Annotated in this window: 13 protein-coding genes; 9 read left to right on the top strand and 4 right to left on the bottom strand. The window is 76.4% G+C overall.

The window, feature by feature from the left end:
- Positions 1-63: 63 nt before the first annotated feature.
- Genes ACFV0O_RS23445 through ACFV0O_RS23435 form a run of 3 tightly spaced genes read right to left on the bottom strand, consistent with a single transcriptional unit; the run spans position 64 to position 4,590 of the window.
- Positions 64-621 (bottom strand): GAF domain-containing protein, encoded by a 558-nt coding sequence (locus ACFV0O_RS23445; protein ID WP_360254482.1) that lies wholly within the window; start codon positions 619-621, stop codon positions 64-66.
- Positions 605-1,477, bottom strand: a complete 873-nt coding sequence (locus ACFV0O_RS23440) for a S8 family serine peptidase (protein WP_380344949.1) — start codon at positions 1,475-1,477, stop codon at positions 605-607. The genes ACFV0O_RS23445 and ACFV0O_RS23440 overlap by 17 nt, the downstream gene beginning before the upstream one ends.
- The gene (locus ACFV0O_RS23435; RefSeq protein WP_380344947.1) at positions 1,474-4,590 is read right to left on the bottom strand and encodes an adenylate/guanylate cyclase domain-containing protein; all 3,117 of its coding nucleotides are present in this window, start codon (positions 4,588-4,590) and stop codon (positions 1,474-1,476) included. The genes ACFV0O_RS23440 and ACFV0O_RS23435 overlap by 4 nt, the downstream gene beginning before the upstream one ends.
- A gap of 385 nt (positions 4,591-4,975) precedes the next feature.
- Here ACFV0O_RS23435 and ACFV0O_RS23430 point away from each other — a divergent pair, with 385 nt between their 5' ends.
- The 3 genes from ACFV0O_RS23430 (at position 4,976) to lanKC (ending at position 9,112) form a co-directional block, all read left to right on the top strand.
- Entirely contained in the window at positions 4,976-5,149 is a 174-nt protein-coding gene (locus ACFV0O_RS23430) for a hypothetical protein (RefSeq protein ID WP_380344945.1), read from the top strand.
- Between the two features lie 162 nt (positions 5,150-5,311).
- A complete protein-coding gene (locus ACFV0O_RS23425) occupies positions 5,312-6,532 on the top strand; it encodes an MFS transporter (protein WP_380344943.1) in 1,221 nt (406 codons plus the stop codon).
- Positions 6,533-6,580: 48 nt separating this feature from the next.
- Positions 6,581-9,112, top strand: coding sequence for a class III lanthionine synthetase LanKC (lanKC, locus tag ACFV0O_RS23420; RefSeq protein ID WP_380344941.1), 2,532 nt, complete (start codon positions 6,581-6,583; stop codon positions 9,110-9,112).
- A 160-nt stretch (positions 9,113-9,272) separates the two neighbouring features.
- Here lanKC and ACFV0O_RS23415 read toward each other — a convergent pair whose 3' ends face one another.
- Entirely contained in the window at positions 9,273-11,114 is a 1,842-nt protein-coding gene (locus ACFV0O_RS23415) for a BTAD domain-containing putative transcriptional regulator (protein WP_380344939.1), read from the bottom strand.
- Between the two features lie 756 nt (positions 11,115-11,870).
- Here ACFV0O_RS23415 and ctaD point away from each other — a divergent pair.
- The 6 genes from ctaD (at position 11,871) to ACFV0O_RS23385 (ending at position 16,405) form a co-directional block, all read left to right on the top strand.
- A complete protein-coding gene (ctaD, locus tag ACFV0O_RS23410) occupies positions 11,871-13,628 on the top strand; it encodes a cytochrome c oxidase subunit I (protein WP_380345000.1) in 1,758 nt (585 codons plus the stop codon).
- A gap of 98 nt (positions 13,629-13,726) precedes the next feature.
- Positions 13,727-14,260, top strand: a complete 534-nt coding sequence (locus ACFV0O_RS23405; protein WP_380344937.1) for a hypothetical protein — start codon at positions 13,727-13,729, stop codon at positions 14,258-14,260.
- Between the two features lie 107 nt (positions 14,261-14,367).
- Positions 14,368-15,087: a response regulator gene (locus ACFV0O_RS23400; protein WP_380344935.1), complete on the top strand. Its 720-nt coding sequence runs from the start codon at positions 14,368-14,370 to the stop codon at positions 15,085-15,087.
- 103 nt (positions 15,088-15,190) lie between these two features.
- The gene (locus ACFV0O_RS23395) at positions 15,191-15,595 is read left to right on the top strand and encodes a pyridoxamine 5'-phosphate oxidase family protein (RefSeq protein WP_360254464.1); all 405 of its coding nucleotides are present in this window, start codon (positions 15,191-15,193) and stop codon (positions 15,593-15,595) included.
- 140 nt (positions 15,596-15,735) lie between these two features.
- Positions 15,736-16,146 carry a hydroxyphenylacetyl-CoA thioesterase PaaI gene (gene paaI, locus ACFV0O_RS23390; RefSeq protein WP_380344932.1) on the top strand — a complete coding sequence of 137 codons (411 nt, stop codon included), beginning with the start codon at positions 15,736-15,738 and terminating at the stop codon, positions 16,144-16,146.
- Positions 16,147-16,246: 100 nt separating this feature from the next.
- Positions 16,247-16,405, top strand: coding sequence for a hypothetical protein (locus ACFV0O_RS23385; RefSeq protein ID WP_380344931.1), 159 nt, complete (start codon positions 16,247-16,249; stop codon positions 16,403-16,405).
- Positions 16,406-16,457 lie beyond the last annotated feature (52 nt).

The following is a 16,457-nucleotide window of genomic DNA, read 5'->3' as shown; positions in this document are numbered from 1 at the left end:
GGCGCCGGTCACCGCTGGCGGCCGACGGCCCGGCGCCGGTCACCGTTGGCGGGCAGCGCCGGGTCACGGCTGACGGCGCAGCAGCTCCTCCAGGTCGGCGAGGAGGCCGAGGGCGGCGGCGCGGTCGGGGGCCGGCTCCGGGGCGGGGGCCCGGTCGGCGAGGACCCGCAGGGCGGCGGCGGCCTGACGGGCGAACATGGCCAGCAGGTCCAGCTCGGGCAGGCTCGCGCGGGCCTGCGGGGCCGGGTCCAGCACCTCCAGGACGCCGAGGACCCGGCTGCCGTGGGTGAGCGGCGCGGCCATCAGGGCGTTCGGGACGTAGGCGGTGGACTCGGCGAAGTCCCGGTCGAAGGTGCGGTTCGCACCCAGGTCGTCGACCACCATCGGCTCGCCCGAGGCGGCGACCCAGCCGGCGATGCCCCGGCCGGCCGGGAAGCGGCGGCCGACCAGGGACTCCTCGCCGCGCCCGGAGACGGCCTGGAAGACCAGCTCCCCGGCCGACTCGTCGAGCAGGCAGACCGAGCCGGCCTGCGCGTCGAAGATCGCCCGGGCGACGTCCACCACGGACTGCAGCAGCTCGCGGGCCAGCGGATCGACGGCGGGGTCAGTGCTGAGCGTCATCGGGCGCCTCCGGGGTGGGGGTGGTCGGGACCTGGACGTTGGCCGCGGTGAGGTAGAGCGCGCTCTTGAGCTGGAAGGTGGTCAGCCGCGGCCGCCGGGACAGGATGCGGGCGCAGAGCCCGGCCACGTAGGGGGTGGCGAAGCTGTTGCCGGTGGTGCGGATGGTGGCGCCGCCGAGCCAGGGCACCCGGACGTTCTGGCCGGGGGCGAAGAACTCCACCGGCGGCGCCGGGTTGTACAGGTGCAGGGCCGGGTCGTCCTCCTGGTGGCTGCCGACCGAGATGACCGAGGAGAAGCGCCACGGGAAGCTCTCCACCGGGGTGTTGTGGGCGGAGGCGACGATCGCGGTGCGGGCGAAGTAGGCGTCGTCGGCGATCGCGTGCAGCTCCTCCAGGAAGCGGGTCCGGGTGGTGGAGAGGCTGAGGTTGACGACGTCGAAGCCCTGCCGGACGGCCCAGCGCAGCCCGGCGATCAGCATGTCGCCGGTGCCGGTGAAGCGCTCGCCGAGGACCCGGACGCTGTAGAGCTCGCAGTCCGGGGCGGTGCGGCGGATGATGCCGGCGCAGGCGGTGCCGTGGCCGCAGGTGTCGCCGGCGGTGTCCGGGCGGACGGTCAGCTCCCGGGTCACCGGGTCCTTGACCACCGCCCAGGACCCCTGCAGCGGGCCGACCAGCGGGTGGTCCGGCTCGACGCCGGAGTCCACCACGCAGACCCGCACGCCCTTGCCGGTGCCCGCGTCGCCGGCGTCGGGGGCCCCGGACGCGACCGCGTCCGCCCCGAGGGCGTCGGCCAGCACCGGGAGGTCGGCGGGGGAGCGGTCGCGCAGGCTCCAGGTGAGGCCGGCCGGGCCGCTCACCGGGTGCCCCCGAGCCGCTCGGCCCGCCGCACGCCGGGCAGGTGGCCCTTGGCGGCGAAGCGGTCCCGGGCGGTGGCGGCGGCCTCGGCGGCCTCGGCGGGGCGGCCGAGCAGCAGCAGGGCGTGCGCGCGGTCGACCGCGGTGAGCGCCTGGAGCAGCAGCGATTCGGTGGCCCCGGCGGCGTCCAGGGCGGCCGCGGTCAGGTCCAGCGCGGGCTGGACCTCGCCCCGGGCGGCGGCGAGCCGGCCGCGCAGCGCGTCCAGCTCGATCGCGAGCACCGGCGGCAGCGCGGCGGCGGCGTCCGCGCCGTCCAGGTGCTGGGCGGCCTCGGCCGGACGGTCGGTGTCCAGCAGGACCCGGGCGGTGGTGAGGGCGAGGCGCGGCAGCGGCGCGGCGGTGCCCTGGTGACGGGCGATCTCGGCGGCGTCGGCCAGCAGGTCCAGGGCCTGGCCGCACTGGCCGGTGGCGGCCGCCGCCTGGGCGGTCAGCGCGGGCAGCGCCACCATCGCCTCGGCCAGCGACAGCTCCCCGGCCAGGCCGTTGGCCTCGGCGAGCAGCAGCTCGGCCTCGTCGGGGCGGTCGCGCAGGGCCAGCAGGACGGCCAGCGGGCCGTTCAGCGCGACCCGGACGGTCCGGCGCCCGGCGCCGTGCTCGGCGAGCAGGGCCCGCAGCCGGAAGGTGGCGTTCGGGACGGGCTCGGGGCCGGCCAGCAGCGAGGCGGCCAGCGCCGCCAGCACGGCGGCCCGGTCCAGCTCGGCGTCGGTGCGCGAGACCCGGTCGAGGGCCTGGTCCAGCAGCTGCTCGGCCTCGGTGTGCCGCCCGGCCAGCAGGTGCTCCTCGGCCAGCCGCAGCAGGGCGCGGGCTCGGCCGAGGTCGTCCCCGGTGTCGGTGAACAGCGGCAGGACGGCGCGCGCGGTGGCGGCGGGCTGGTCCTGGCCGGGCGGCAGGCCGCGGGCGGCCAGGGCGAGCCGGGCGTGCGCGGCGTCCAGCGGGTCGGCGGCCGCGTCGCGCACCTGGGCGAGGACGGGCAGGGCCTCGTCGGCGCGGCCGAGGGCGAGGCGGGCCTCGCCGAGGCGGCGCAGCACGGGGCCGGCGGCGCGCTCGTTGGGGTAGTGCAGCCGGACGGCGCGCTCCAGCAGGTCGGTGGCGGTGGGCAGGTCGGCGCCGGCCAGGGCCCGGGCCCCGGCGGCGCCCAGGGCGGCGGCCGCCCGGGTGCGCAGGGTGTCGGTGCGGGCGTCCAGCAGGCCGAGTTCCAGCCGGTAGCGGTGGGCGCGCTCCAGGTGGCCGCCGACGGCGGCGGGCCCGGTGGAGCGGACGGCCGGCAGGTCGGCGGCCCGTTCGTGGCGCTCGGCGCGGGCCCGCTTGGACATCGACTGGTAGACCGACTCCTGGACCAGGCCGCTGCTGAACCGGTAGCCGGTGCCGGTCGGTTCGACCAGGCGGCGCTCGGCCAGCCGGGCGAGCGCGGCGTGCAGCCGGGGCGGGGTGCCGTCCGCCTCGGCGGGCGGACCGACCGGCAGGCCGTCGATCGGGCCGGTGAAGACGTCGTCCTCGGGATCGGCGAAGGCGTCCTGATCGGAGCCGCCGTGCGCGAGTTCGGCCAGTTCGGCGGCGGTGAAGGCGCGTCCGAGGACGGCGGCGAGGTCCAGCGTGGCGCGCTCGTCGCGCTCCAGCCCGTCGATCTGGGCGCTGAGCAACGCCCGTCCGGTGGGCGGGAGTTCGTCGGCCAGGGCGGGGCCCTCGGCCTCGGTGAGGGCGGCCAGCAGCTCCTCCAGGTGCAGCGGGTTGCCCTCGGCGCGCTCCAGCAACCGGGTCGGAACGGTGTCCTGGTGGGCGCTCAGCTCGGTCAACTGGGCGGCCAACAGTGCCGATTCGTCCCAGGACAGGCCGCCGACCGGCAGCGTCGGCAGCTCCGGGCGGGCGGCCTGGAGCTCGGGCCGCGCCAGACCGAGCAGCAGCACGGGAGCCGAGCCGAGCAGCTCGACCAGCCGCTCGGCGGCGTCCAGCAGGACCGGGCCGGCCCACTGGCAGTCGTCCAGGACGAGGACGGCGGGGCGCTCCACGGTGCGGCCGCGCAGGATCGCGGCCAGCAGCTCCAGCGACCGCCCGGCGCCGATCCCCGGCGCGGTCGCCTCGTCCAGCCGGGCCAGCGCCTCGGCCGGGGCCGCGCCCTCGGGCTCGTCCAGCAGGGTGCGCACCGCCTCGGCGAGCGGCGCCAGCACGCCCTGCTCGCCGAAGCTGCGGCACCGGGCGGTGCCGCAGCGCGCGGTGCGCCGGCCCACCCGCTCGCGCCACTCGCGCACCAGGCGGGTCTTGCCGATCCCGGCCTCGCCCGCCACCAGCAGCAGCTCGGCCCCCGAACCGCCTGCCACCCGGGCCAACGCGGCGTCCAGGGCGGCCAGTTCGCGATCCCGGCCGACCAGCGGAACGTCGAAGCGGCGCAGCAGCTCCGGGTCGTCCTCGTCCAGGCCGACCAGGCGGTAGGCGGTGACCGGCTCGGCCTTGCCCTTGAGCCGCAGCGGGCCGACCTCGTCCACCTGGGCGGCCGGGCCGGCCGCGCGCAGCGTCTGCGGGCCGATCAGCACCTGGCCGGGGGCGGCCTGGGTCTGCAGCCGGGCGGCGATGTTCACGGTCTCGCCGGAGATCAGCGCCTGGCGCGCCGAGGCATCCGAACCCGCCACCACCTGACCGGTGTTGACGCCGATCCGGACGTCCAGCCGGACCCCGAGGGTGGCGTCCAGCTCGGTGTTGAGGTCCTCCAGGTCCTCCAGCATGGCGAGCGCGGCGGCCAGCGCCCGGTGGGCGTCGTCCTCCCGGATCACCGGCACGCCGAAGACGGCCATCACGGCGTCGCCGATGAACTTCTCCAGGGTGCCGCCGTGCGCCTCGATCCGGTGGTGCATCCGCTCGAAGTAGCGCAGGATCACCTCGCGCAGGGTCTCCGGGTCGAGCGCGCCGGACAGCGCGGTGGAGTCGACCAGATCGCAGAAGACCACCGTGACCAGTTTGCGCTCCTCGGCGGCCAGGTCGAGGGCGGCCGCCCGGGGCGTGCCGCAGGAGGGGCAGAACTGGTCGTTCGTGGCGACGAGTTGGGCGCAGAGTGGGCAGGGCATGGGGGCCGTCCTTCGGTCGTCCTCCGCGGTGCGGGGCGTACGGGGCGCGGGCGGTGCGGATGCTCGGGCGCGGGGCTGTCCGGACGCCCGGACAGCCGGGCGCAGGGGGTGTTCGGGTACTCGGGCCAGGGTTGCGGCGGCGGCTTCGGGCCCGGTTCGGGAACGCCCGGCGATCGGTATGGCCGCAGGCCGCGCGGGGTGCTGCGGGGCCGGAGGGCACCCCGCGCCGCCGGGCGGGCGCCGCCGGCGGGGCCCCGGCCTGCGGCCATACCGGTGGCCAACCGCCGCCGAAGCCGGGCGCAGCCGGCCCCTCCCACCATGGTCGGTGCGGCGGGCAGCCGCCCGCCGTCACCGTGACGGCCCACCTGTGGAAGGGAGTTCGACCATGGCTGAGAACATCGACCAGAACGTCGGCGAGAACGGCGAGGAGACCCCGGAGGTCGAGGCGCACGCCGCCAACGTCCTGGACCTGCAGTCGATGAAGGTCCTCGCCGAGGCCTCGGACGGCAACTGCTTCAGCCTGATCAGCTACGTCGGCGGCGCCGAGACCTCGGCCTGACCGACCGGTCGCGGATCGAACCACCGGGCCGGACGCGGGGACGGGCGCACCCTCGCCCCCGGCGGCCGGCCGGCGCAAGGCTTCCGGGGCGGTCCCGTCGACACGGGGCCGCCCCGGCCCGATGTCACCCCGGCCCGATGTCACGCCCTCAGGAGGACGGCCATGGAGCCCACCCCGCTCGCCCGCAACCGGGACTTCCGGCTGCTCTGGGCCGGCGGCCTGCTGGCCTCGCTCGGCTCCCAACTCGCCTCGATCGCCCTGCCGTTGCTCGTCCTTCGGGAGACCGGCTCGGCCGCCCGGGCGGGCGCCATCGGCACCGTCTCGGTCGGTGCGCTGCTGCTCACCATGCTGCCCGGCGGCGTGCTCGCCGACCGGATCGAGCGGCGGCGGCTGATGCGGATCTGCGACGTCGGCAGCCTGCTCGCGGTCTGCGCCCTGGTCGTCGCCGTGCTGCGCGGGCACACCCCGCTGCCGCTGGTGCTGCTGGTCGCCGCCGCCGGGGCGCTGATCTCCAGCGTCTACGGGCCCGCCGCCGGCGCCCTGCTGCGCGCGGTGGTGCCGCGCGACCAGGCCCGGGAGGCCTCGTCCCGGATGCAGGCGCGCGGCGCCGCGGCCCGGCTGGCCGGACCGATCGGCGGCGGCGCCCTGTTCGCCTGGCACCCGGTGCTGCCGTTCCTCGCCGAGGGCGTCGGACTGCTGCTGTCCACGGTCTGCGTGGCCCTGATCCGGACCCGCTCGAAACCCGCCGAGAAGAGCGGATCGGTCTTCAGCAAGCAGGAGTTGACCGCCGGGCTGGCCTTCATCTGGCAGCAGCCCTACCTGCGCACCCTGCTGCTGATCTTCGGCCTGGGGATGAACTTCGCCTTCAGCGCGCTGATGTTCGCCACCTTGGCCGTCGCCTCCGACGGCGGCCGCTCCGGCGTCGGCGGCGGCACCGTGGTCTCCTGCACCGCGGCCGGAGCGCTGGCGGGTGCGCTGCTCGCCCCGAGGCTGGGCGCCCGGGCGCGCGACGGCAGCCTGGTGGCGCTCGCCTGCTGGGCCTCCGCGCTGACGGCGGGCGTGCTGGCGGTGACCCGGGTGCCGCTGGTGATCGGGCTGCTCTGCGCGGCCTGCATGTGCCTGTCCACCGTCGCCAGCATCGGCTTCGTCTCCGGCATGCTGCTCGCCGCGCCGCCGGACCGGATCGGGCGGGTGCAGAGCGCCGCCGGCTTCCTCTCCACCCTGATCCAGCCGTTCGGCCCGCTGGTGGGCGGCACCCTGCTCGGCGCGGTCGGCGGCACCCGGACCTTCGGGCTGCTCGCCCTCGCCATCGCGCTGTGCGCGGCCGTGGTCACCTGGGCGCCGCCGGTGCGGCGCGGACCGGTGCCGGTGCCCGCCGTCTGACCCGCCCCGCACCACCCGCCCCGGAGCGACCGGAAGAGGAGGCGCGCCATGGCCGGCGCCCACGAGACCCAGCTGTACTGCCTCGCCGACCCGATGTACTACGACACCCCGGGCCGACTGCGCGACCGGGCGAGCCGCTACGCGCCGGGGCTCGGCGAACCGCCCGCCGGCTGGCGACGCGAGCAGCGGGGGCTGTGGACGGTGCTGCGGCCCGACGGCGTCCCGCTGCCGGAGCAGGGCTGGAAGCTGCACGTGTCGGCGGTGGAGGACGGCGCCGAGGAGACGCTGGACGTCGTCCACCGGATCTGCGCGCAGCGCCGGGTGGCGTTCAAGTTCCTGCGCAGCGCGGCGGCGCTGCGGGTCGCCAACGGCAAGTTCACCGGGCGCGGGAGCAGCGGCAAGTTCATCACCGCCTACCCCCGGTCGGACGCGGAATTCGCCGCACTGGCCGAGGAGTTGGCACGGGAACTGGACGGCCGCCCCGGACCGTACGTGCTGACCGACCTGCGGATCGGCACCGCCCCGGTGTACGCGCGCTACGGCGCGTTCGTCGAACTCTGGTGCGAGGACGGGGCCGGACGGCTGGTGCCCGCGCTGCGGGACCCCTCCGGCACCCTCGTCCCGGACCCGCGCGAGCCGGTGTTCCGGCTGCCGGAGTGGGTCGAGCCGCCCGAGGTGCTGCGCCCGCACCTGGCCGCGCGGGACGCGGCCGTCGGGGACCTGCCGTACCGGATCCTGGAGGTGCTGCAGTTCTCCGCCGCCGGCGGGATCTACCTCGCCGAGCGCCCGGGCACCGGGGAGCGGGTCGTGCTGCGCGAAGCCCGTCCGCACGCCGGACTGGACGCCGCCGGGGCGGACGCGGTGACCCGGCTGCGGCGCGAACAGTGGGCGCTGGAGCGGCTGGCCGGACTGGACTGCGTGCCCCGGCTGCACGAGGTGCGGACGGTGTGGGAGCACACCTTCCTCGTGCAGGAGCACGTCGAGGGCGTCCAGCTGTTCGACGAGGCGGTCCGGCGTTACCCGCTGGTGCACCAGGACTGCACGGCCGAGCAGCGCGCCGAGTACGCGCAGTGGGTCGACGGGGTGGTCGCCGGGCTGGAGAAGGCGCTCGGCGCGCTGCACGGGCGGGGTGTGCGCTTCGGGGACCTGCACCCGGCCAACGTGCGGCTCCGGCCGGACGGTTCGGTGGTGCTGGTGGACTTCGAGTACGCGGCGGAGGCGGACGACCGGCTGGTGCCCGCGGCCGGCGCGGCCGGGCTGCGGATCCCGCCGGGGCTCGACGGCACCGACGCGGACCGGTACATGCTGTGGGCGACCTGGCTGATGCTGCTGATGCCGGTGCTGGAGCTGGCCGACCGCGACGAGGGGAAGCTCACGGCGCTGGAACGGCGGGCGCGGGAGTGGTTCGGACTCGGGCCGGAGGAGGGGCCGGTGCGTCCAGGGGTGCTGACGGCGCGGACGGAGTCGGTGAGCGAACGGCGGGGCCGGGAGCTGCTGGACGGCCCGTCCTGGACGCGGGCCCGCCGCGAACTGGTCGCGGGCATCCACGCGGGAGCCACCCCCGACCGGCCGGACCGGCTCTTCCCCGGGGACGTCGCCGGGTTCGCCGACGGCGGCACGGGCGTCGCGCACGGCGCCGCCGGCGTGCTGTACGCGCTGCACCGGGCAGGCGCCGACTGGCCGCAGGAGTACGCCGACTGGCTGGTCGCGGCACTGCGCCGGCGCGGGGCCCGGCCGGGCACGGGCGGGCTGTACGACGGCCCGCTCGGCACCGCCGTGGTGCTGGCCCGCACCGGGCGGGCGGAGGCGGCCGCGGAACTGCTGGCGGCGGCCCGCACCGCCCGTCCGGCGCGCCAGGTCGGCCTGTTCGGCGGGCGGGCCGGTGCCGCGCTCGCCCGGCTGCGGCTGGCGGAGGCGCTGGGCGGCCGGCGGGAGGAGGCGGACGCGCTGGCCGACGCCTGCGAGCTGGCGGCGGTGGTCCGCGGCGAGCCGGTGGACGGGCTGGACGCGCCCTCGGCGGCCGGGCTGCTGTACGGGCTGGCGGGCATCGCCCTGCTGCAGCTGCGGCTCTACCGCCGGACCGGCGAGCCGTGGCTGCTGGACGCGGCGCGGCTGGCGCTGGAGCGCGCCGTGGCGCAGTGCGTACGGGTGCCGGACGGGTCGCTGCAGGTGCTGGAGGCCGGACGGCGGCTGGCCTACCTGGACCGGGGGAGCAGCGGGATCGCGCTGGTGCTCCGGGAGTACCTGGAGACGGCCGCACTGCCCGGCGGGCAGGAGTTCCTGGCCGACGTCCGGACGGTCTGCGGGCCCGGGTTCGTCCGGGAACCCGGGCTGTTCCGGGGACGGGTCGGGCTGACCCTGGCGCTGCGGGGGCTGGGCGGCGCGCCGGAGGCCGTGGCCGGGCAGGTGGCGCGGCTGCAGTGGCACCTGGTGGCGCGGCCCGAGGGGCTGCTGGTGCCGGGGATGCGGCTGCGCCGGTTCTCGGCGGACCTGCACACCGGGGCGGCGGGTGTGCTGCTGGGGCTGTGGGGGCTGGAGGAGGAGCGGGGGGACGTGCTGGACCTGCTGACCCTGGGGTGAGGCCGGGGGCTGGGGGGCCGGGCGGCCGGGTGGCCGGGGGGCCAGGCGGCCGGGAAGGCCGGTGACTCGGGGGCTCGGTGGCCCGGCGGCCCGGGGGCAGCCGTCCCCGGGCCCTTCGCGGCTGCCTCCGGCCCCGGCGCGGCGTCAGGAGATCGCGGCGTCAGGAGACCACGGTGAGCGGGTCCGCGGCGTGCTCGCGGGCGTGCAGGTGGGTGAGCCGGGGGAGCGCGTAGAGCGCGGCGTGGGCGGTGACCTCCCCGGTGGGCGAGGTGACGGCCCCGGTGTCGGTGAGCGCCTCCAGGGTGCGCAGGGCCAGCCGCTCGGGGCGGCCGAGGGCGGCGGCCGCCTCGGGGAGGGTGAAGAGCAGGGACAGCGGCAGGGCGGCGAGCCGGGCGAGGGCGAGGCGGCCCTGGTCGGTGAGGTCCCGCCAGCCCGAGTCGAGCCGGTCCCGGACGGTGACGTCCCCGGCCTCCAGCTCGTCCAGGGCGCCCGCCGGGTCCTCCAGCCGGGCCGCGTACTCCGCGAGCGGCAGGTGGCGCAGCACGGCCAGCCGGGTGCCGGCCACCCGGACGGCGAGGGGCAGCAGCCCGCAGGCGTCCACGATCCGGGCGGCGGCCGCGCGGTCGGTGCCGATCCGGCCGGTGCCCACGATGCGGCCGAGCAGTTCCAGGGCCTCGGCGGGAGTGAGCGGCGGGACGGTGGTCCGGTGCACCGAGGCCAGCCCGGCGAGCTGGCTGCGGGAGGTGACCAGGACGGCGCTCGGGCCGTGACCCGGCAGCAGTTCCCGGACCACGGCCTCGTCCGGGGCGTCGTCCAGGACCAGCAGCATCCGGCGGCCGGCGAGCGAGGCGCGCCAGAGGGCGGTGGCCCGGCCGGGGTCGGCGGGGGCGCGATCCGCCGGGGAGGCGCCCGGCCGGGCGGTGAGGGAGGCCAGTTCGGCGAGCACCTCGGGCAGCGCACGCGGGGTGCCGTCGCCGGTGCGCAGCCGCACCAGCAGCCGGCCGTCCGGGAAACGGTCGGCGAGCAGCCGGCCGGCGTGGACGGCGAGCGCGGTCTTGCCGCTGCCGGCCGGCCCGGAGAGCACCGTGACGCGGCCGCTGCCCTCGCCCAACCGGTCGACCAGTTCGCGCAGTTCGGCCGTCCTGCCGGTGAAGTCGGCCGTGTCGGCGGGCAGCAGGTCGCCGTGCGGGGCGGTGCCGCGCTCCGGGCGGGCCGCGGCGGGCCCGGTCCGGCCGCGGGCGAGCAGCTCGCGGTAGCGGGCGGTCAGCGCGGGGCTCGGCTCAAGGCCCAACTCGCGTGCGAGCAGCTGGCGGTGGGTGTCGTAGACGGCGAGCGCCTCGGCCTGGCGGCCGGAGAGGTGGAGGGCGTTCATCCGGGCCGCCTGGAGGCGTTCGCGCAGCGGGTGGCGCTCGGCGAGCTCGGCCAGCTCCTCCACGACGTCCGCGGCGTTGCCCAGCTCCAACTCGGTCTCCGCCCAGTCCTCGTGGACGCCCAGGCAGCGGGCCTCCAACCGGCGTGCCTCGGCCTCGACGGCGGGTGAGGAGCGCAGGTCGGCGAGCGGCGCGCCGTGCCACAGGTCGAGGGCCTGGCGCAGCAGCCGGGCGGCGGGGGCGAGCGCGCCGCCGTCGGCCGCGGCCCGGCCGGCCCTGGCGAGGGCGCGGAACTGCAGCAGGTCGAGCTCGGGTTCGGCCGCCCGGAGCAGGTAGCCGCCGGCCGAGTGGACCAGCCGGTCGGGCCCCTCCTCGCGGCCGAGCAGGGTGCGCAGGGTGCAGATGTAGACCTGGAGGTTCTTGCGGGCGGTGCGCGGCGGCTCCTCCGGCCAGACGGCGTCGGTGAGCAGGTCGACCGGGACGGCCGTGTTGGCGCGGCTCAGCAGGACGGCCAGCACCAGCCGCTGCTTCAGCGGCCCGAGGGCCAGCGGCCGGCCGGCGGCCTCGCCGGTGAGCGGGCCGAGGACGGAGAAGCGCAGCCGGGTGGCGGCGGCGGGCTGGGCCAGGGGCATCGGCGTACCTCCGGGGCGAGGGCGGGGCGTGACCGTCCGGCGAGGGTGAGGGCTGTGCGTGGGCGGGCTGTGCGTGGGCGGGTGCGGTGCGGTGCGGTGCGTATTGCGGTGCGTGGTGCGGTGCGCGGTGCGACCGACGGTTCGACCGCGGTCGTCGCTGCGCGCAGGCTACTTGACGGTCGATCGGGGCTGAAGGGCACGGAATCGGGCCGGTTCGCGCACGCCGTCCTCACAACCGGGGCGTCCGGGGGCCGGACCGGCGGGGTGTTCCGCACCGCGGTGCGGACGGTGTTCCGGCAGGTCGGGCCGGGTGCGCGACGGCGCCGGGGCCCGGTGCGCGGCCGGCGTACGGGCGTTCGCCGGCCGGGTGTTCGGGTGTGCGGGGAGGGCGGTGCTCCGGTGGTTCTCGACCGGGGCTCCGCAGTCGGGCGAGCACGGCCCGAGTGGACGGGCCGACGGCCGGGAGGTCCCGGCTCACCGGTCGGGAAGTCCCGGTCCGGCGCCGGGAACTCGGGTCCAGCGGCCCCGGGCGGGCGGGCCCAAGGGCCCTGGGGCCGGGGGGCGGCCTGTTCGGATCATGGAGCGCCAATCATTCGTACGACGTTCCTAAGGAGTGGGTCCTTGAGCGCCATCCAGGCACAGGGCGACCCCACGCGACCGCCGACGGCCGTACCGGCCGCGGCGGTTCGGGCCAGGAGGCCCGGTTCGGCCCTGGTCAGGCTGTTGACCACCACCGATCACAAGACGATCGGCACCATGTACCTGGTGTCGTCGTTCGCGTTCTTCCTGATCGGCGGCGTCCTCGCCCTGGTCATGCGTGCCGAACTCGCCCGGCCGGGGACCCAGATCCTCTCCAACGAGCAGTTCAACCAGGCCTTCACCATGCACGGCTCGGTGATGCTGCTGCTGTTCGCGATGCCGCTGTTCACGGGCTTCGCGAACTGGATCATGCCGCTGCAGATCGGCTCCCCGGACGTGGCCTTCCCGCGGCTGAACATGCTGTCCTTCTGGCTGTTCATGTTCGGCTCGCTGATCGCCGCCGCCGGCTTCGCCACCCCGCAGGGCGCCGCCGACTTCGGCTGGTTCCTCTACGCGCCGCTGTCCGACGCGGTCCACTCGCCCGGCGTCGGCTCCGACATGTGGATCATGGGCGTGACGCTCTCCGGCTTCGGCAGCATCTTCGGCGCCGTCAACTTCATCACCACGATCATCTGTATGCGCGCCCCGGGCATGACGATGTTCCGGATGTCCATCTTCTGCTGGAACGTGCTGCTCACCTCGGTGCTGGTGCTGATGGTCTTCCCGGTGCTGGCCGCCGCGCTGCTGGCCCTGGAGTGCGACCGCAAGTTCGGCTCGCACGTCTTCGACCCGGCCAACGGCGGGGCGATGCTGTGGCAACACCTGTTCTGGTTCTTCGGGCACCCGGAGGTGTACATCCTGGCGCTGCCGTTCTTCGGCATCGTGTCGGAGGTCATCCCGGTGTTCAGCCGCAAGCCGATGTTCGGCTACGCGGGACTCATCGCCGCGACGGTGGCCATCGCGGGCCTGTCGGTGACGGTGTGGGCGCACCACATGTACGTCACCGGGCAGGTGCTGCTGCCGTTCTTCTCCTTCATGACCTTCCTGATCGCGGTCCCGACCGGTGTGAAGTTCTTCAACTGGGTCGGCACGATGTGGAAGGGCTCGCTGAGCTTCGAGACCCCGATGCTCTGGACGGTCGGCTTCCTGGTCACCTTCCTCTTCGGTGGTCTGACCGGCGTGCTGCTCGCCGCGCCGCCGATCGACTTCCACGTCTCGGACTCGTACTTCGTCGTCGCCCACTTCCACTACACGCTCTTCGGCACCGTGGTGTACGCGATGTTCGCCGGCTTCCACTTCTGGTGGCCGAAGATGACCGGCAAGAAGCTCGACGAGCGGCTCGGCAAGATCACTTTCTGGACGCTGACCGTCGGCTTCCACGCCACCTTCCTGGTGCAGCACTGGCTCGGCGCGGCGGGCATGCCCCGCCGCTACGCCGACTACCTGGCCTCGGAGGGGTTCACCACCCTGAACACCGTCTCGACCATCGGCTCCTTCCTGCTCGGCCTGTCGATCCTGCCGTTCCTCTACAACGTCTGGAAGACCGCCAAGTACGGCGAGAAGGTCACCGAGGACGACCCGTGGGGCTGGGGCCGGTCCCTGGAGTGGGCGACCTCCTGCCCGCCGCCGCGGCACAACTTCGTCAAGCTGCCCCGGATCCGCTCCGAATCCCCGGCCTTCGACCTCCACCACCCGGACATCGCGGCCCGCGACGTCCTGGTGCACAGCGGCAAGCCCGCCGCCCACCTGGGCGACGTGGAGCCGGTGAAGTACGACCGGCCGCTGAGCCGGGCGGACCGGGCGCGGGTGTCCTCGGGCCCCGCCGCCTCCTCGACCGCACCGGCCGCACCGGCCGCACCGACCGTGGCGTCCGGCGCCCCGGCGTCGTCCACCGCGACCGCCGCGACCGACGACCCGCCCCCCTCGGACGGCTGAGGCCGCCCCCCGAACGCCGTCCCCGCCCGCGTCGCTGCCCCCGGGCGGGCGGGGACGGCCCCGCTCCCTCACCCCTTCGTGACCAGGAAGGCCGGGTCGTGAACCACACCGTTCTCGCCATCGGCACCGCTGCCCTCACCGCGAGCGGCTGTGTCTGGTACCTGCCCGCCATCGCCGACCTCCAGGCCGGTGCCGACCGCCCCCGCTCCACCCGGACCGCCGCGGCGGCCTGCGTGCTGTGGTGGGCGGCGCTCGCGCTGGCGGGCGGACTGCTGCTCGTCGTACCGGACTGGCGGCCCGCCGCGCAGATCGCCCTCGCCGGTCTGGTCGGCGGCACGGCGCTGCGGGTGCGGGCGCTCCGGGACCGCCGGCGCGAGGTGCGGGAGACGGCGGCGCGCTGGGCCGCGCTGGACACCGGCCCGGCACCGCGCACCGGCCGGCCGCTCGCCGTCGCCCTCGCCGGCTGGCTGGTGGTCGGCGCCGCCGTCGCCTCGCTGGGCGCGGCGGCGATCCTGCTGTCGGGCGGCGGCGGGGCCGGCCCGCGCGTGGTCCTGGCCGCGGTCAGCGGCGCGGCGGTCGCCCTCGCGTTCCTGCTGATGGGGCTGGGGAACGTCCGCCGTCCGGGGCGCTGAACCCGGCGCAATGGGGCCGTTCGACCCTGGGACCCGGCCGCGCCGCGGGTGATGATGCCCTGGGCCCCGCTGGGAGTGTGCGGGGGTGACGAAGGTGGAGCCGCGTGATGGCGACCAAGACGGAGGGGGCCGGGACCCCGGCCCCGGTCCGGGTGTTCCTGCTGGACGACCACGAGGTGGTGCGCCGCGGGGTGCACGACCTGCTGGACGGCGAGCCGGACCTGGAGGTGGTCGGCGAGGCCGCGACCGCCGAGCAGGCGCTGGTCCGGGTGCCGGCGCTGCGCCCCGACGTCGCCGTGCTGGACGTCCGGCTGGCCGACGGCGACGGCGTGTCGGTCTGCCGTGAACTGCGCTCCCGGATGCCCGACCTCGCCTGTCTGATGCTCACCTCCTTCGACGACGAGGAGGCACTGCTGGACGCCGTGATGGCGGGCGCCGCCGGCTACGTGCTGAAGCAGATCAGCGGCACCGACCTGGTCGCCGCCGTCCGCACCGTCGCCTCCGGCCGCTCGATGCTCGACCCCGGCGCCGCCACCCGCCTGCTCAACCGGCTGCGCAGCGACGCCGAACCCGCCCAGCCGGTCACCACCGGCCCCGGGCTGACCGTGCGCGAACAGGAGGTGCTGGCGCTGATCGGTGAGGGCCTGACCAACCGGCAGATCGGCGAACGCCTCTACCTCGCCGAGAAGACGGTGAAGAACCACGTCTCGCGGCTGCTCGCCAAGCTCGGCGTGGAGCGGCGGGTGCAGGCGGCCCTGATCGCCACCGAGCTGCGCCAGGCGTCCGCTGCCGCGCAGTCCTCCCCGCTGCGCGGTGGCCGGGGCTGACCGGCCCGGGGGCCGGTGGTACCGCGGTGCGGGGCCCTCGGCGGGCTCCGCCGGGACCATCGGCCCTCGTGATCGGACCCGGCCCCGGGTGAGCATCGCTCGCATGAACCACGATCAGGTCCGGGACCCCCGGCACTCCTCGTCCGACCGGCCCGCGCTGCCCGAACTCCGCGAACTCGACCGGAACCGGGCCCTGGAGCTGCTGGGCCGGGCCGACGTCGGACGGGTGGTCTACACCGTCGACGCCCTCCCGGCCGTCCTGCCGGTGCCGTTCCGGCTGGTGCCCGGCGGCGTGCTCGTCTCCGCACCCGCCGAGGCCGGACTGGCCCGGGCGGTCGACGGCGCGGTGATCGCCTTCGAGGCCGACGAGGTGGACGGCCGGGACGGCTCCGGCTGGTTCGTCACCGTCCTCGGCCACGCCCAGGTCCGCCGGGGCACCGCCGACGCGGCGGACACGCTGCGGATCCGGATCCGCCCGGAACTGGTCATCGGCCGCTGCCTGGCGTGAGGCTGCCGGACTGCCGGACTGCCGGACTGCCGGACTGCCGGGCCGCCGGACTGCCGGACTACCGGTCCGACGGCCCGTGACCGGAGGCGGTCCGTCCCCTACGCTGGGCCGGACACCGCCGACGGAGGGACCGCGACGCCATGTTCGACCCCGTGATCGCCGCGCTGTACGAGCGCGACGAGACCAGCCGGACGCTGGGCATCGCCCTGGAGGAGGCGTCCACCGGCCGTGCGGTGATGCGGATGACGGTGGCCGCGACGATGGTGAACGGGCACGGCACCGCGCACGGTGGCTTCCTGTTCCTGCTGGCCGACGCGGCGTTCTCGTACGCCTGCAACAGCCACGGTCCGGTGACCGTCGCCCAGGCCGCGCAGGTGGCCTTCCTGGCCCCGGCGGCCGTCGGGGACGAGCTGGTCGCCGAGGCGGTGGAGCGTTCGCGGGCCGGGCGCAGCGGGATCTACGACGTGACGGTGCGCCGGGTGGACGGCAGGGTGATCGCCGAGTTCCGGGGGCAGAGCGTCGTCATCGGGGGCCGGCCGCAGTCGGGTTGAGCGGCCGAGCAGGCGGAAGCGGCGGCACCCGTCGTCCGCCCACTCGGCGCGGTCGCCGGTCGGGTAGCGCAGGATCGGCATCAGGGTGCGGAAGAGGTTGGTGACCACGACCCGGCCGGGCGTGCCGGGCGTGGTGATCGCCTCGCCGGTGACCTCGTCGAGGAGTTCCACCACCGTGCGGTCGGCGAAGGCCTCGTGGACCCGGACGTCGTCCCCGGGGACGGGCGCGCCCACCAGCCCGGCGTCGTTGGAGGCGTAGCCGACGGAGGCGACGGCCGCCTTCGGGAAGGCGCGGGAGAGCAGCGGGCGCA

Origin of the sequence: Kitasatospora sp. NPDC059577 (assembly GCF_042735475.1) — a bacterium.
Lineage (GTDB): Bacteria > Actinomycetota > Actinomycetes > Streptomycetales > Streptomycetaceae > Kitasatospora.
The sequence above is the reverse complement of the archived record's forward strand: the minus strand, read 5'-3'. Positions and strand labels throughout refer to the sequence as shown.